Source organism: Antarcticimicrobium sp. (assembly GCF_029212575.1).
GTDB lineage: Bacteria > Pseudomonadota > Alphaproteobacteria > Rhodobacterales > Rhodobacteraceae > Antarcticimicrobium.
In genome coordinates, this window is sequence record NZ_JARGPK010000021.1 from 1 (window position 1) to 15,556 (window position 15,556).

Here is a 15,556-nt window from a genome sequence, read left to right on the forward strand (position 1 = left end):
GCCCGAGCTTTACATCGCGGTCGGCATCTCCGGCGCGATCCAGCACCTGGCCGGCATGAAGGACTCCAAGATCATCGTCGCCATCAACAAGGACGAGGAGGCGCCGATCTTCCAGGTGGCCGACTTTGGCCTGGTCGCCGATCTGTTCCAGGCGGTGCCCGAGCTGACCGAGAAGCTGTAAGTCACCCATTACATCCAATACGAAACGGTCCGCCATAAGGCGGGCCGTTTTTTAGTGGGTACATCTTGTTCCCGAGTGAGAAGAGTTTATGCGGTGTCTCCGCCCCACCGGGTATCAGGTTGACGGGTTGAAGTTCCAGGGCAGGAGATCGTCGATCTTGCTGGCAGGATGGCCGGCCGCGATGGCCTCTGACGTCGCCTTCAGGTAGGCGAAGGCCTCGACGCCGTTGATCTTTGCGGACGCGATCAGCGAGGCGATGCGGGCCCAGGTGCGCCCGCCTTCGTCATGCCCCGCAAACAAAGCGTTTTTTCGGGTGAGCGCGATCGGGCGGATGAGGTTTTCCACGGCGTTGGAGTCGATCGTAAGCGGCGGTCCCACCCCACGTTGCCGCCCGTGGCTTCGGGTGCGAGGTGATACCCATCTCAAGATGGAGAGTGCGTTTCGCAATGTGCGCGACAAATTCGGTTCTCAGATCTCTGGGCGTTGAGGTCTATGCCTCTGGGCACCGTCGCTGGACCGATGCCGCCAAGGCGCAGGCGGTATCGGAGAGGCTGGAGTCGGGCAACACTGTCAATGCGGTGGCCGCGCGGTATGGCATCATTTTGCGTAACTTTCATTGTGAACGAGGCCCGAACTCGGCGCGAAGGGCCTGGCCCTCCGCGTCGAAGGCAGGGCAGGGGCCAAGAATCGTTTCGCCGACGCTGCGCCGGATCGGGGGCGTTGGGACATTGATTTCGCCGGAGGGTGTGCCAATCACGGACCTGTCAAGCTGCGGGTGATCGGACAGGGCCGCCACGTCATTCACGGCCCCGGACGCAATGCCCGCGGCGTCAAGCCGTTTCAGCATCTCGGCGCGGTCATGAGAGCCGAACACGGCCTTGATGAGCGCTTCGAGCGCGGGCTTGTTGTCTATCCGCGCCGTGTTGTCATGAAAGCGCGGGTCTGTTGCCAGAGTCGCGTCGCCCAGTATGTGTTCACAGAAGCGTCGCCATTCGCCGCTGTGCTGCACGGTAATGACGACAAGCTGGCCGTCCTTGCACTCATAGGCCCCGTAAGGGCAGATGACCGTGTGGTTCAGTCCGACACGCGGCGTCGGCTTGCCAAGGTAATCGTGATAGAGCAGCGGAACCGACATCCAGTCGGCCATGACGTCGAACATTGCCACCGAAACGCCGCTGCCCTTGCCGGTGAGATCACATCTGACCAGCGCTTCGCAGATCCCGGCATGGGCAGTCATGCCCGTGGCGATATCACAGACCGACACGCCAACCCGACCTGGCCCGTCCGGTGTGCCGGTCACAGATGCCAGTCCGCTTTCGCATTGCACCAGAAGGTCATAGGCCTTGGCGTTGCGCATCGGGCCATCTTCGCCATATCCGGTGATGTCGCAGGTCACCAGGCGCGGAAACTTCTCTCGCAAGGTCGCTGAATCCAAGCCCAGTTTAGCCAAAGCGCCGGGCAGAAGATTCTGGATGAACACATCCGCGTTTTCCAGCATTCTCAGCAGGATCTCGCGATCTTCTGGCGCTTTGATGTCCAGTGCAATCGATTCCTTGCCTCGGTTCAACCATGTGAAATAGGCGCTTTCACCGTTGGCCGCAGTATCGTAAGCGCGCGCGAAATCGCCCGCGCCCTTACGTTCGATCTTGATCACGCGCGCGCCGGCATCGGCCAGCCGGGAGGAGCAAAAAGGCGCTGCCACTGCCTGTTCGAGCGCGATGACGAGTTTACCGGAAAGCGGAGCTAAGTCTGATCCTGACATTGAGTGTCTCGCAAATGGTCCTAAGAGGTTGACTAAATCTAACAAATGTTAGAAATATTATCAATACGCTTAACCGCAAATTGGACCACTTGAAGGAGAACTTCGGTGCCGGACGCCACAGGACCAGATCAGATTTTCCAGCGCGCATTGGCAAACGGAGAGATCTTGCTGCCTAAATGCAAAGACTGCGGCGCCTATCACTTTTTCCCGAGAGTCCTGTGCCCACACTGTCATGGCGCCGCGATTTCGTGGAAGCGGGCGACCGGCGCGGGATGGGTCCACACCACAACCGTCGTCCGTCGAAAGCCTGAACGTGGAGGCGACTACAACGTGTGCATGGTCGAACTGGAGGAAGGCGTCAGGATGATGAGCCGGGTCGAGGGGATATCCCCGGAAAACGTAGTCATCGACATGGCGGTGACCGCCTTCGTGGGAGAGGCCGAGGGGACCCCGGCCGTGCTTTTCAAACCGGCGGAGGCATAACGCATGACCGATCGGCTTCGGGGAAAATCCGCGATTGTCGGAACCGGGCACGCCGGTTTCGGCGAAGCGCACGGCCTGACGGCCTATGATGTCATGGCGCAGTCCGCACTTGCAGCTCTGGACGATGCCGGGCTGAGGTTGTCCGACGTGGACGGCCTGTTCTGCACCATGATGGAAGACAGCATGCCAGCGCTTATGGCGGCGGAGTATCTGGGCATTCAGCCTCGCTTCATTGACGGCACCATGACGGGTGGTTCGTCCTTCGTGAATTACCTGACCTCCGCGACCATGGCGCTTGATGCCGGCCTGTGCGATGTCGCTCTGATCGTTTATGGCTCCAATCAGCGAACCGCATCGGGCAAGCTGGTGACGGCCTCGCGCCCGCCGGCCTATGAGGCACCGTATAATCCGCGCTATCCGATCTCGGCATATGCGATGGCCGCAGCGCGGCACATGCATGAATACGGCACCACCCGAGAGCATCTGGCCGACGTGGCCGTTGCCGCGCGGTCATGGGCGCAGCACAACCCCGAAGCGTTCGAGCGCGGCCCGCTGACCCGCGAGGACGTGTTGGGCGCGCGCATGGTAGGCGATCCGTTGACAGTGCGGGACTGTTGTCTGGTGACCGATGGCGGTGGCGCGATTGTGATGGTCAGGGCCGAACGCGCGAAGGATTTCCTCAAACCACCCGTCTATGTGCTTGGCAGTGCGGCAGAAAGCTCGCACCGGCAGATCTCTCAGATGAAGGACTTCACCGTGACCGCCGCATGCGAGTCCGGAAAGCGCGCCTTTGCCGCCGCAGGGGTATCGCCCGCCGACATCCAGGCGGTTGAACTTTACGATGCCTTCACCATCAACACCATCCTGTTCCTCGAGGATCTCGGCTTTTGCGCCAAGGGCGAGGGCGGGGCCTTCGTCGAGGGCGGACGCATCGCACCTGGCGGGGCGTTGCCGGTGAATACGAACGGTGGAGGCTTGTCCTGTGTGCACCCCGGTATGTACGGCATCTTCACGGTGATCGAGGCCGCCCGCCAGATCCGCGGCGACGCACCCGGCTTACAACTGGACGGCATCGACCTGGCGCTAGCGCATGGTAACGGCGGTGTGCTCTCCAGTCAGGTTACGGCAATTCTGGGATCACAAAACACGCTCTGACGGCAATCAAGGGAGGAAAAGATTATGCCATTGGATTTCGAAGCACTTTCGAACTGGGACTTTGAGGAAATCGAACAAACATTGACCGAGCGGGATACCATCCTTTACGCGCTCGGCCTTGGGTTCGGTGAGGATCCGACCGATAAAAAGGAACTGGCCTATGTCTATGAGGACGGGCTGAAGGCGGTTCCCTCGATGGCGGTCACTATGGGGTATCCCGGCTTTTGGCTGCGCAATCCCAGGACCGGCGTGAATTGGCAGAAAGTGCTGCACGGCGAACAATGGCTGGATATCTACAAGCCGCTGCCCGTGAATGCCAATATCATCGGCCGCAGCCAGATCGACTTCATCTCGGACAAGGGCGAGGGCAAGGGCGCGGTTATCTATCAAAGCCGCGAGATCATCGACGCGGATAGCGGCGACAAGCTGGCACGCGTCGCGATGTCGGCCTTCTGCCGGGGCGACGGCGGATTCGGCGGCGAGAACAGGCCCGGCCCGACGCCGGCGGTGCTGCCGGACCGGGCGTCCGATCACATATGTGATATCGAGACGCTTCCGCGCCAGGCGCTGATCTACCGGCTCAGCGGCGACATGAACCCGCTGCATGCCGACCCCGATGTCGCGCGGTCGGTCGGGTTCGACCGCCCGATCCTGCACGGTCTGGCGACCTATGGTCTGGCCGCCCGGGCGATCCTCAAGTCGGTGCTGGATTACGATGCCTCCCGGCTTGTCGGTCTCGACGTGCGGTTCTCTGCGCCGGTCTATCCCGGCGAAACCGTGCGGTTCGAAATCTGGGAAGAAGACGGCGAGGCTCGATTCCGCGCGTCGATTCCGGCACGCGATGTGGTTGTTCTGAACAACGGCGCGGCGCGCTTCGCCTGAGGCACTGAAGATGGTTCAACCGCTTAAGGATATACTGGTGCTGGATTTCAGCACCCTTCTTCCCGGTCCGATGGCGACGCTCATGCTTTCCGAGGCCGGCGCCGAAGTGGTCAAGTTCGAGCGGCCCGGGGTCGGCGAGGACGCACGCCACACGGAACCCATGATCGAAGGAGTGAGTATCGGATTTGCCGTGTTGAACCACGGCAAGCGATCGGTGGCCATCGACCTCAAGTCAAGCGGCGCAGTAGATCTGTTGCGCCCCTTGATCGAGAAGGCCGATGTTCTGGTAGAGCAGTTCCGTCCCGGCGTGATGGACCGTCTCGGCCTGGGATACGATACCGTGCGCGAGATCAATCCCGGCATCATCTACTGTTCGATAACAGGCTATGGCCAGACCGGACCAAAGGTTTCCCTTGCTGGGCACGATCTCAACTACGTGGGCGATTCAGGTATCCTGTCGCTGGGTCGGGGACCGGACGATCAGCCAACGGCGCCTTTCGGCCTGATTGCCGATATCGGGGGCGGCACCTATCCGGCGGTTGTAAATATCCTGCTGGCCCTGATCGCGCGGCAGACAAGCGGGCAGGGGACGCATCTGGATATCGCCATGTCCGAGGGGCCGTTCGCATTTGCCTATTGGGCCCATGCCGAAGGTGTGATCGCCGGGCAGAACATCGGAAGCGGCGGCAGCCGCCTGACGGGCGGTCTGGCACGGTATCGGCTGTATACGGCTGCGGATGGGCGTCAGATCGCTGTCGGTGCGTTGGAAGAGAAGTTCTGGCAGTCGTTCTGTGATGTCATCGGTCTGCCGCCGGAGCTTCGCGACGACTGGTCCGATCCAAATGCCTGTGCCGCGGAAGTTGCGCGTCGTCTCGGGGAACGGCCCTCGACCCATTGGGAGCCTTTGCTCGCGGCGGCCGATTGTTGCTGTTCGGTCGTGAAAACGCCCGCCGAGGCGTCGCTTGACCCGCATTTCAAAACGCGTGACGTGTTCGGGCGAAACCTGAGCATATCCGGCCAGATCGCGCCCGCATTGCCGCTGCCAATTGCGCCGGAGTTCCGTTCCCCGGCCAACTCGGTCGGAGTTGCGGCCGCCTTGGGCGAAGACAACGCGCGTTACGGGCTGGACGTGACGTAGGCTGATTAAATCGCCGTTGACGCGCCCGTTCTGAACCGTTAATCTAACAAATGTTAGAAAAAGTGGAGAGGTCCAATGGACAAGTCCAAAGAAGACCTGCCGGCCGAAGCCGAGCGCTATGTAATGCCATCGCACTATGTCGAGAGCGATAGCCTCGAAGTGCAGGGTTTCGTGACATCGGCTTTGCGTGATCTTCCTGTTGACGCAACCAATCGAGACAAGGCGATCCGCCTGTTTGAAGCGGTTCGCGACGGCATTCGTTACGACCCGTATTGTTTTGCGTTGGATGAAGATTCTTACCGTGCCAGCCGGATTGCCGGAGCAGAAGCGGCGTTTTGCGTCCCCAAGGCGATCCTGCTTGCGGCCTGTTTGCGTGCCGTTGGTGTCCCCGCCGCACTGGGGTTTGCCGATGTGCGCAACCACCTGAATACCCCCAAGCTGCAGGAGTTGATGGAGACCGACCTGTTCATCTATCACGGCTACGTTCAACTGTGGCTGGATGGTGAACCCTACAAGGTCACGCCTGCCTTCAACATGGAGCTGTGCGAACGATTTGGGGTCAAACCACTGGTCTTCGACGGCTATCACGATGCGCTTTTCCACGAGTTCGACGAACAGAACCATCGGCACATGGAATATGTGAACGATCGGGGGCTCTATTTCGACGCGCCGATGGGCGAATTCCTGAAGGCCTTCAAGGAAACCTATCCGAAGCTGGAAGAGTTCAACCGCGTCCGGATTTCCAAGGATGCGCGCGGATACGATTCCGGTTTTGCAAAGGAGGATGCCACTTGAGGTATCTGGATGATTTTGCGCCGGGCCAAGTCTATCAATTTCGCAGCGCCCCGATGAGCGCTGACTCGATAAAGACGTTTGCCGAGGAATGGGATCCGCAGCGGCTGCACACCGACGAAGCCTTTGCGACCACCATACATGGTGGCCTGATCGCCTCGGGCTTTCAGACGATGCTAGAGGTGTTCAAACCTGTCATGACAGAGATGATGGTCAACGTTGCCAATATCGGTGGCATGGGCTTCGACAATTTGCGCTGGCTGCGGCCTGTGCGTCCGAACGAACCGCTTGATATTGAGTTGACGGTCAACTCGGTCACGCCGTCCAAAAGCAAGCCCGACAGAGGTGTTTTACATTATACGCTTTCTGCCAAAAACCCTACAGGCGAGGTCGTTTTTTCGACCGACACCCCCGTAATGATCCAGCGAAAACAAAATGACATCGACTGATATGCTGTCCAGCGAACAAGACGATCTTCGCCTGCTGCGCGAGAGTGCCCGCATGCTTTTTGAGCGGGCTGGCGGAAGTGGAAGAGCCAGAAAACTGCGTGATGCAGGGGGCGACTTTGACCCGGAGATGGTCCGGGAATTGGCCGAGGCCGGCGTTTTTGGCGTAGCGGTGCCCGAAGACAACGGAGGTCTCGGCATGGGGCTGGCCGCCGGGGGTATCATCGCCGGAGAGGTCGGTCGCGTGATTGCCCCGGAACCGGTCGTGTTGACGATCGGTCTGAGCCTCGGTCTTCTGCGCCGCCTTTGCCCGGATCATCCGAAGGTGCCACAACTCATCAGCGGCGAAACTGTGCTGGCGGTTGCCTGGCAGGAACGCGGCCCGGGCGGAGCGCCCGCCGATGCGACCTGCCGATACGCAGGCGGAAAGCTGACCGGCGCCAAGGCTTGGGTGGTCGGCGCGGCCGGATCGCAAGGGTTCCTTGTTGTGGCCCAGGGAGACGATGGTCAGGTTCTGGTATTGGTCGAGGCAAACGCGGACGGGTTCGTCATCAACAAGCGTGCGCAAGCCGATGGCAGTTCCTTGGGCGAGCTTTCGTTTTCGGGAACCCCGGCCGCCGAACTGGCCAGCGGAAGAGCGGTTCAGGACGCGCTGGCCGAGGCTGTCGTCGATGCAACGGCGCTTGCCGCCGCCGAGCTTGTCGGCCTGAGCGAGCGCGCCTTCGAGATCACGCTCGATTACATCAAGACGCGGGAGCAGTTCGACAAGCCGATCGGGTCATTCCAGGTCATCCAGCACCGTGCCGTCGACCTTCACGTGATGTGCGAGGTCGCGCAGGCAGGCGTCGGCGAAGCTCTGGCGCAGATGGACGGCGAAACGGATCCGAAGATCCGCGCCCGGTTGGCCAGCCGGGCCAAGGCACGGGCCGTCACAGCGGCCAAGAAACTTACCCGCGATGCCATCCAGTTGCACGGCGCGGTCGGTTATACGGATGAGTTCGATGTCGGGCTCTACCTGAACCGGGCCTTGGTCCTGTCGGCCTGGCTGGGCGACGACGCTTATCACCGGCGGCTTTGGTTCGAGGCACGCGAAGAAGAGGGGGCCGCACAATGAACGACTGGAACGCAATGACCGATGCAGAGTTCCGCAAGGAGGTGCGCCAGTTCTTCGAGGCCGAATACCCCGAAGAGCTGCGCCATCTGCCACACCGCCCGAAATTCGCCGAGATCGAGCATTGGCATCGCAAGCTGCACGCCAAGGGCTGGGTCGCGCCGGCCTGGCCCGCGGAATATGGTGGCATGGGGCTGAACGCCGCCAAGCTACTGATTTTCTACGAAGAGCAGCAACGCTGGGGCGTCAATCGTGGCCGCGATATGGGCGTGCAGATGGTCGGCCCTCTGATCATCAAGTTCGGCACCCAGGAACAAAAAGACTATTGGCTGCCACGTATCCTGAGTTGCGAAGACATCTGGTGCCAGGGCTATTCCGAGCCTGGCGCCGGGTCCGATCTGGCCAACCTGCGCACACGCGCAGAGATCGATGGTGACGAATTCGTCATAAACGGACAGAAGATTTGGACCACGATGGCGCATGACGCCACGCATATCTTCATGTTGGTCCGTACCAATCCGGATGCCCCCAAAAAACAGCAGGGGATCAGTTTCCTGCTTGCGCCGATGGATCAGTCCGGTGTCGACGTGCGCACAATCACCACCCTGTCGGGCGAGACTGAGTTTTGCGAAGTTTTCTTCGACAATGCCCGCACGCCGCGGGCGAATCTGGTCGGCGAGCTGAACAAGGGCTGGACAATGGCCAAGGCGCTCTTGAGCTTTGAACGCATCTTCATCGGCTCGCCAAGTCTGGCCCAGAACGCTCTGGGGCAGCTGGAAAGCTTTGCCCGTGGCCGTGGCGCTTTCGACGATCCGGTGTTCCGCGACCGTTTTGCTCAGGCCGCGCTCGATGTTGAAGATCACGCCGCGCTATACGCCCGTTTTGCCGACCAGCTCAAGCGAGGCGAAACGCTTGGGGCGGATGTCTCGATGCTCAAGATCTGGGTGACTGAGTGCTTTCAGCGCATTACCGAACTGATGATCGAAGCTGCCGGCCCCGATGGCGGCACCATCGGGCCACTTCAGGTCGGCAACATAAGTGTCGATGTCCTTGCGAGCTTTTACAAGGCCAGACCGACGACGATCTATGGTGGATCGAACGAAATCCAACGCAACATCCTGTCCAAGGCAGTCCTCGGACTGCCTGGCTGAACCCATACCCTGAGGAGGAAAAGAACTGTGTCAGAGCGTTATGCAAAGTACGACAAACTGAAATTTGACTACCCGGCGGATCGCGTTTTGCGGATCACTTTTGACCGCCCTGAGTCCTTCAATTCCGTGGATGCGGAAACCCACACCCAGATGACGGATATGTGGATCGATATCGACCGCGACCCGGACATCAACGCGGTCATCGTGACCGGCGCGGGAAAGGCGTTTTCGGCGGGCGGTGATTTCAGCCTGATCGAAAACATGATCGGCAATTCGCATGAAATCATGAAGACGTGGAAAGAAGCCAAGGACCTCGTCTACAATATCGTCAACTGCAACAAGCCGATCATTTCCGCGATCAACGGCCCTGCGGCCGGGGCGGGCCTTGTGGTTGCCATTCTTGCCGACATCTCGATCGCCGGGAAGAAGGCCAAGATTGTCGATGGCCACCCGCGGCTGGGTGTTGCCGCTGGCGATGTCGCGGCGATCATCTGGCCGCTGCTGACCTCGATGGCCAAGGCGAAGTACTATCTGATGACCTGCAAACCGGTGTCGGGCGAAGAGGCCGAGCGCATCGGCCTTGTGTCAATGTGCGTCGAAGATGACGAGCTGCAGCAGATCGCCTTGGACACGGCCGTCGAACTGGCCAACGGGTCGCAAAGCGCGATCCGCTGGACCAAGTATTCGCTGAACAACTGGTTGCGTCAGGCCGGTCCGATCTTCGATGCCTCGACCGCGCTGGAAATGCTTGGCTTCATGAGCGAGGACGTCAAAGAAGGTGTGCTGTCGCACCGCGAGAAGCGCGCACCGAACTTCCGCAAGGACTGCCCGCTTTAAAGTCTGATCGGACGAGGAGGCATGGACATGTCTGAAGATATTTATCGAGATATAGCTCAAGCCTATGCCGATGCGGCCGAAAAGGCATCTGGCCTCAAATCGCGGTTTACGGCTGCCGGATTCGATCCGGCAGCCGTCACGTCGTTGGCGGACCTGTCGCGGCTGCCAGTGATGAAGAAGGAAGAGCTTCTGAAGATCCAGCGTGATAACCCGCCTTTTGGCGGGTTCCTCGCCTCTGGTCTGAAGGATGTCGGGCGGATCTACGTGTCCCCCGGCCCGATCTTCGAACCGGCACTTTCGGGCGGTGGCGGCCACGGCCTTGACCTGCTGTTCAAGGCGGCCGGGGTGGGGCCGGGGGATATCATCCTGAACACCTGGAGGTATCATCTGGTGCCGGCAGGCTTGCTGTTCGACGAAGCGGCACAGTCCGTCGGGGCCACGGTGATCCCCGGCGGTGTCGGCAATACCGAGCTTCAGGCCCAGATCATCGTTGAAACCGGTGTGACTTCAATCTGCGCCTCGACCGCGTTTTTCCTGACGCTGGCGGACAAGGTGATTGAAACCTATGGCCGGGATGCTTGGACGGTGAAAACCGCCTTCCTCGGCGGTGAGATGGGCGACTGGATGGCCAAGCGCCGCCGGATCGAGGCCGATTATGGCGTGTCCACCTGGGCCGCCTATGCCACCGCCGATCTGGGCCTTGTCGCCTATGAGGATGGCGGCGAAGGCTATCTGGTTCATCCCGACCGCGTGGTGCAGATCTGCGATCCGATCAGTGGCGAGCAGGTAGCCCATGGCGAACCGGGCGAGGTTGTCGTGACCGCGCGCGATGCCAGTTGGCCGATGATCCGGTTCGGCACCGGCGACAGCGCCTTTGCTCTGGAAAGCAATGAAGATGGCAGTGTCGGCCGCATTTCTGCGTTGCAGGGCCGGGTCGGCGCGGCGGTCAAAGTGCGCGAGATCTTCGTCTATCCCCGCGTGATCGAAGAAGTCGTGATCGTGACGCCAGGCGCAAAGGCCGCGCAGGCCGTGGTGACGCGCGAAAGTGACCGTGACATGATCCGGCTTTCGCTTGTGCTGGAAGACGGCGCCGACGCCTCAGCTGCGGAAACAGCCGCAGCAGAGGCCTTCAAATTGCATGCCAGGATCCGTGCCGACGCGGTGAGCGTTGTTGCGGAACTGCCCGAGAATGCAGAACTGATCATCAACCAAAAAGACGGCTGAGATCGCTTCTCAGTCATCTGCGATAGTGGCAGGATCAGATGGGCGGCTGGGCAACTTGCCGCCCTTTTTCGTCAGGCGCAGAGCCCATCTTTGGCGGCATGGTATTCCCGGACGAGACGGTCAACATAGTCCGCTGTCGTCGTCACCGCGCCGACCGCACCGATCCCCTGACCGCTGCCCCAAATGTCGCGCCAAGCCTTCGGGCGGATGTCGCCGGTGGCCAAATTCAATTTGTTGCCGTCACCGGTCAGGTTGTCAGGATCAAGCCCAACCGCCCGGACCGACGGTTTGAGATAATTGGCGTTCACGCCGCTGAAATGGCTGGTGTAGAGAATGTCGTCCGCGCCGCTGTCAACGATCATCTGCTTGTAATCCTCCGAGGCGACGGCTTCGGTCGTCGCGATGAAGGGCGACCCGATATAAGCAAAGTCGGCGCCCATGGCCTGCGCGCCCAGTACGGAGCTTCCGGTGGCGATGGATCCCGACAGGGCCAGCGGACCGTCGAACCATTCGCGGATCTCCTGAACCAGCGCAAAGGGCGACAGGGCACCCGCATGGCCACCCGCCCCGGCGCAGACCGCGATCAGTCCGTCAGCCCCCTTGTCGATGGCCTTCCTGGCAAACCGGTTGTTGATCACGTCGTGCAGCACGGTGCCGCCGCAATCATGTGCCGCCTGGTTCACGTCTTCGCGTGCGCCCATCGAAGTGATCCAGACTGGCACCTTCCAACGGGCACATATCTCGACGTCGCGTTCGACCCGATCATTCGAGCGGTGCACGATCTGGTTGACCGCAAAGGGCGCGGCGGGCCGGTCGGGATTGGCCTGATTATGTGCGTCGAGCTCTTCGGTGATGCGTTTGAGCCAAGCTTCAAGCAGGGGGGGCTCGCCGTCTTTTTCGCGTGCGTTCAGGGCGGGAAAACTGCCGATCACGCCGGCTTTGCATTGAGCGATGACAAGGTCGGGCCCGGATACCAGGAACATTGGAGAGCAGATCACGGGCAGGCGCAGATGGCCGAGAAGAGTGTCGGAATACATGGTTTCGGTCTCTTTGCTGTTTCATCAGGACGTTGCGCGGAGCCGCCGCCAGCGCATCTCTGGCCAGATCGAAACACCGCGGCCCTGAGACCGCAACGGAAAAAACGGGCGGCATCCATTTAACACAAGTCTGTTTTCCGGCGCTGACCTATAGCTTGTTGGCACAACCCGCCTTTAGCGTGTTCCCAGGAGATCCATTTCCGGGAGGAGGAAGCGGTGCCCTTGCTTTACAAATGCTCAGAGGGTGTCGGTCGGATGACGTTCGACTTCCCCGAGAAGAAGAATGCGCTCGACCAGGCCGCGCGCAAGGAGATGGAGCGCATCGTCACGGAAGTGCGCGATGACGACCGTGTCCGCGCGCTGCTGATCACCGGAACCGGTGGCGCGTTTTGCGCGGGCGGTGACATCAACACCTTTGCCGGCGCGTCGCCAACCGCAATGCGCGACCGCATGAAGCAACAACACCGCGTCACCCGGATGCTCTATGATCTTGAAAAACCGGTGGTTGCAGCGGTTGCGGGGCCTGCATTTGGTGTGGGGTTCAATATCGCGCTTCTGGCCGACGTGATCCTCGCCGCACCCTCGGCCCGGTTCTGCCAGGCCTATGCGCGGGTGGCGATCGTGCCCGATGGCGGCGGGCTTTACCTGCTGTCGCGGGTGGTTGGCACACAGCGCGCCAAGGCCATGTTCATGACCGCCCAGGTGATCGGCGCGCAGGAGGCGTGCGATCTGGGGATCGTCCATGCAATTCACGACGAAGACGCGCTGGAGGCGGAAGCCGCTGCACTTGCCACGCGTCTGGCCGACGGGCCGACCCGTGCTTTCGGGCTGGGAAAGGCGATGCTGAACCGCGGCATGGATTGCGACTTTGCCACCTATCTTGAGATCGAGGCCACCGCCGAGGCCTTTATCATGCAGACCGAGGATCATCGCGAAGCCGTGGCTGCCTTCAGGGAAAAGCGCAAACCGTGCTTTAGCGGCACATGACCGCGGCGGCAGCGGGCGGCCCTCTGACTGGGCTCAAAGTGGTTGATCTGGGTCAGGTTTATCTGGGGCCCTATTGCGGGCTGATGTTCGCGCTCATGGGCGCCGAGGTCATCAAGGTGGAGCCGCCCGGCGGTGACAGCATTCGCGGCATCGCGGGCGGACGCGAAAACCCGGCGGCGATGATGCTGAATTCCAGCAAACAAAGCGTGGTGCTTGATCTCCAGTCGGAGGAAGGGCGCTCCGCGCTGCTGGCGCTGGCGGATACCGCCGACGTGTTGATCGAGAATTCCCGGCCCGGTACGATGGAAAAACTGGGTATCGGGTGGGAGACGCTCTCGGCTCGCAATCCGCGCCTGGTCATGGGGTCGGGCAAGGGCTACGCCGCCGATTCCGTTTACCGCGATGCACCGGCGATGGATTTCCCCATTCAGGCGCTGACCGGGCTGATGTCGGTAACCGGGTTTCCTGATGGCTCGCCGGTGAAATGCGGCGCGGCGATCACCGATTTTCTCGGCGGCGTCCACCTGTTTGGCGGGATCATGGCGGCGCTGCATGCACGCGGCACGACCGGGCGCGGCGACTTCGTTCAAATTGCCATGCAGGACGTGACGCATCACGCGCTGGCGTCCAATATCTCCAGCTTCCTGTTGGCACCTGACGGGTTTGCCGACCGTGCCGGCAACAGCCAGGCGGTGCTCAAGGTCGCGCCCTACGATCTGTTTCCGGCGCGGGACGGGCAGGTGGCGATCATGTGCCTGAATGATCGCCACTGGCAGCAATTGAGCCGCGCGATGGGGCGCGCCGATCTGGTCGAGGATCTCGAACTGGCCGAGGGCCCCGCGCGCTGTGCGCGGCGTGCCGAGGTCGATGGCTGGGTCTCGGAATGGACCACGCAGCATAGCCGTGCTGAGATTTTCGCGGCTTTGAGCGACGCCAGTGTGCCGGGCGCGCCGGTGCGCACCCTGGCCGAGGTGGTTTCGGACGATGACATGCGCACCCGCGGCATGATCCACGATCTTCCGCATCCGGATCTGGGCACGGTCCCTGTGCCCGGGTTGCCAATGAAATTTGCACGTCACAACCGCGTGCCCCCCATACCCGCCCCGGCAGCGGGTGCCGATACGGCACGCGTACTGGGCGCATTGCGCCAGGCCGGGCTTTCCACACTCTCAGAGGACAAAAACTGACATGTTCAAGCTCGATCCGGAACTGGAAGATTTTCGCTCGGAGGCCCGCAAGCTGGCCGAACGGGAATTCGCCCCAAAGGCCGCCTATTGGGACGACAAAGAGGAATTTCCCGCTGCCAACCGCGACAAGCTGGCCGAGCTTGGCTATCTGGGCATGTTCATCCCCGAGGAATACGGCGGCTCCGGCGCGCCGGTGGTGCAGGGCACCGTCTTTCTGGAGGAAATGGCGCGGGTCTGTTTCAACACCGCGCTGGTCTCGCAGCTTTACCTGAACGGTCCGTCGCGGGCGATCAGCGTTCTGGGCAACGACGAACAGAAAAAGCGGTTTCTGCCGGACATGGCGGCGGGCAGGAAATTCATCGCCATCGCCATCAGTGAACCCGAGGCGGGGTCCGCGGTCACCGATCTGCGCACCACGGCCACCAAGGATGGCGACGGCTGGGTGCTGAACGGCAACAAGTGCTGGTCCACCGGCGCCCATGTGGCCGATTTCGCGCTGGTCTTCTGCCGGTTCGGCAAGGCCAGCGGGGCAAGGGGGATCGGCGCTTTCGTTGTCGATCTGAAGAAACCCGGCGCGCGGATCGGCCACATATCGCTGAAAATGGGCGGTCGGGGCCTGACCGAGGCCGAGATCATCCTTGAAAACTACAAGGCCGGCCCCGAGGACGTGCTGGTTGAGGGGGATCCGGAAAGCTCGCGCTCCTTCGCGCTGCTGATGAGCAGTTTCGGCCCCGAGCGTGTGGGCAATGCGGCGATGTGCGTGGGGCTGGCGCAAGGTGCCTTCGAGGCGGCCAAGGAATATTCGGAGATCCGCCATCAGTTTGGCCGCCCGATCAACGAATTTCAGGGCCTCCAATGGAAGATCGCCGACATGGCGACACAGATCCATGCGGCACGGCTGATGGTCTATCGCGCCGCCACCAACCCCGCGCCGAACGGCTTTCCCGACCCGATGGATGCAACCATGGCCAAGCTCTACGCCAACGAAATGGCGCAACGGGTCACGAACGAGGCGCTGCAGATCCACGGCCACAACGGCTATACGCGTGAATACCCGCTGGAACGCATGGTTCGTGACGCGCGCGGCTTCGCGCTTGGCGGTGGCACCGTTGAGATCCTGCGCAACACCATTGCCGCCATGGTCTATGGCCACAGCTTCAACCAACGGCGGGGAGGGTAGGGC

Annotated in this window: 16 protein-coding genes and 1 pseudogene; 14 read left to right on the forward strand and 3 right to left on the reverse strand. The window is 61.3% G+C overall.

Going from position 1 to position 15,556, the window contains the following annotated elements; genetic code table 11:
* A partial coding sequence (locus tag P1U75_RS03910) for an FAD-binding protein (RefSeq protein WP_300240068.1) occupies positions 1-181 on the forward strand: 181 nt, incomplete at its 5' end.
* A gap of 114 nt (positions 182-295) precedes the next feature.
* On the opposite strand, the pseudogene P1U75_RS03915 reads toward P1U75_RS03910, so the two are convergent.
* Both P1U75_RS03915 and P1U75_RS03920 read right to left on the reverse strand, forming a co-directional pair.
* A pseudogene (locus P1U75_RS03915) lies at positions 296-541 on the reverse strand (transposase domain-containing protein); the annotation flags it as partial.
* A gap of 253 nt (positions 542-794) precedes the next feature.
* Positions 795-1,943 (reverse strand): CaiB/BaiF CoA-transferase family protein, encoded by a 1,149-nt coding sequence (locus tag P1U75_RS03920; protein ID WP_300240071.1) that lies wholly within the window; start codon positions 1,941-1,943, stop codon positions 795-797.
* Positions 1,944-2,048: 105 nt separating this feature from the next.
* Here P1U75_RS03920 and P1U75_RS03925 point away from each other — a divergent pair, with 105 nt between their 5' ends.
* The 10 genes from P1U75_RS03925 to P1U75_RS03970 all read left to right on the forward strand — a co-directional run bounded on the left by P1U75_RS03925 (position 2,049) and on the right by P1U75_RS03970 (position 11,162).
* A complete protein-coding gene (locus P1U75_RS03925) occupies positions 2,049-2,426 on the forward strand; it encodes an OB-fold domain-containing protein (RefSeq protein ID WP_300240073.1) in 378 nt (125 codons plus the stop codon).
* Positions 2,427-2,429: 3 nt separating this feature from the next.
* On the forward strand, positions 2,430-3,581 hold the full coding sequence (locus P1U75_RS03930; protein WP_300240075.1) for a thiolase: 1,152 nt from the start codon (positions 2,430-2,432) through the stop codon (positions 3,579-3,581).
* A gap of 24 nt (positions 3,582-3,605) precedes the next feature.
* Entirely contained in the window at positions 3,606-4,463 is an 858-nt protein-coding gene (locus tag P1U75_RS03935; RefSeq protein WP_300240076.1) for a MaoC/PaaZ C-terminal domain-containing protein, read from the forward strand.
* Between the two features lie 10 nt (positions 4,464-4,473).
* Positions 4,474-5,601, forward strand: a complete 1,128-nt coding sequence (locus P1U75_RS03940; RefSeq protein ID WP_300240078.1) for a CaiB/BaiF CoA-transferase family protein — start codon at positions 4,474-4,476, stop codon at positions 5,599-5,601.
* A 75-nt stretch (positions 5,602-5,676) separates the two neighbouring features.
* The gene (locus P1U75_RS03945; RefSeq protein ID WP_300240080.1) at positions 5,677-6,396 is read left to right on the forward strand and encodes a transglutaminase family protein; all 720 of its coding nucleotides are present in this window, start codon (positions 5,677-5,679) and stop codon (positions 6,394-6,396) included.
* Positions 6,393-6,842, forward strand: coding sequence for a MaoC family dehydratase (locus P1U75_RS03950; protein WP_300240082.1), 450 nt, complete (start codon positions 6,393-6,395; stop codon positions 6,840-6,842). Before P1U75_RS03945 ends, P1U75_RS03950 begins: the two co-directional genes overlap by 4 nt.
* A 1-nt stretch (position 6,843) precedes the next feature.
* Positions 6,844-7,953 (forward strand): acyl-CoA dehydrogenase family protein, encoded by a 1,110-nt coding sequence (locus P1U75_RS03955; RefSeq protein WP_300240084.1) that lies wholly within the window; start codon positions 6,844-6,846, stop codon positions 7,951-7,953.
* A complete protein-coding gene (locus P1U75_RS03960) occupies positions 7,950-9,101 on the forward strand; it encodes an acyl-CoA dehydrogenase family protein (protein ID WP_300240086.1) in 1,152 nt (383 codons plus the stop codon). The genes P1U75_RS03955 and P1U75_RS03960 overlap by 4 nt, the downstream gene beginning before the upstream one ends.
* A 27-nt stretch (positions 9,102-9,128) precedes the next feature.
* Positions 9,129-9,938: an enoyl-CoA hydratase/isomerase family protein gene (locus P1U75_RS03965; RefSeq protein WP_300240088.1), complete on the forward strand. Its 810-nt coding sequence runs from the start codon at positions 9,129-9,131 to the stop codon at positions 9,936-9,938.
* 27 nt (positions 9,939-9,965) lie between these two features.
* On the forward strand, positions 9,966-11,162 hold the full coding sequence (locus P1U75_RS03970) for a phenylacetate--CoA ligase family protein (protein WP_300240090.1): 1,197 nt from the start codon (positions 9,966-9,968) through the stop codon (positions 11,160-11,162).
* A gap of 71 nt (positions 11,163-11,233) precedes the next feature.
* On the opposite strand, the gene P1U75_RS03975 is transcribed toward P1U75_RS03970, so the two are convergent.
* Positions 11,234-12,199 (reverse strand): nitronate monooxygenase family protein, encoded by a 966-nt coding sequence (locus tag P1U75_RS03975; protein WP_300240093.1) that lies wholly within the window; start codon positions 12,197-12,199, stop codon positions 11,234-11,236.
* A 255-nt stretch (positions 12,200-12,454) separates the two neighbouring features.
* On the opposite strand from P1U75_RS03975, the gene P1U75_RS03980 reads away from it, so the two are divergent.
* From P1U75_RS03980 to P1U75_RS03990, 3 genes are read left to right on the forward strand one after another with little or no spacing between them, the layout of a single operon-like run.
* Entirely contained in the window at positions 12,455-13,186 is a 732-nt protein-coding gene (locus P1U75_RS03980; protein WP_300240096.1) for an enoyl-CoA hydratase-related protein, read from the forward strand.
* A complete protein-coding gene (locus tag P1U75_RS03985) occupies positions 13,183-14,373 on the forward strand; it encodes a CoA transferase (RefSeq protein ID WP_300240098.1) in 1,191 nt (396 codons plus the stop codon). The genes P1U75_RS03980 and P1U75_RS03985 overlap by 4 nt, the downstream gene beginning before the upstream one ends.
* A gap of 1 nt (position 14,374) precedes the next feature.
* Positions 14,375-15,553 (forward strand): acyl-CoA dehydrogenase family protein, encoded by a 1,179-nt coding sequence (locus P1U75_RS03990; protein WP_300240101.1) that lies wholly within the window; start codon positions 14,375-14,377, stop codon positions 15,551-15,553.
* Positions 15,554-15,556: the final 3 nt, after the last annotated feature.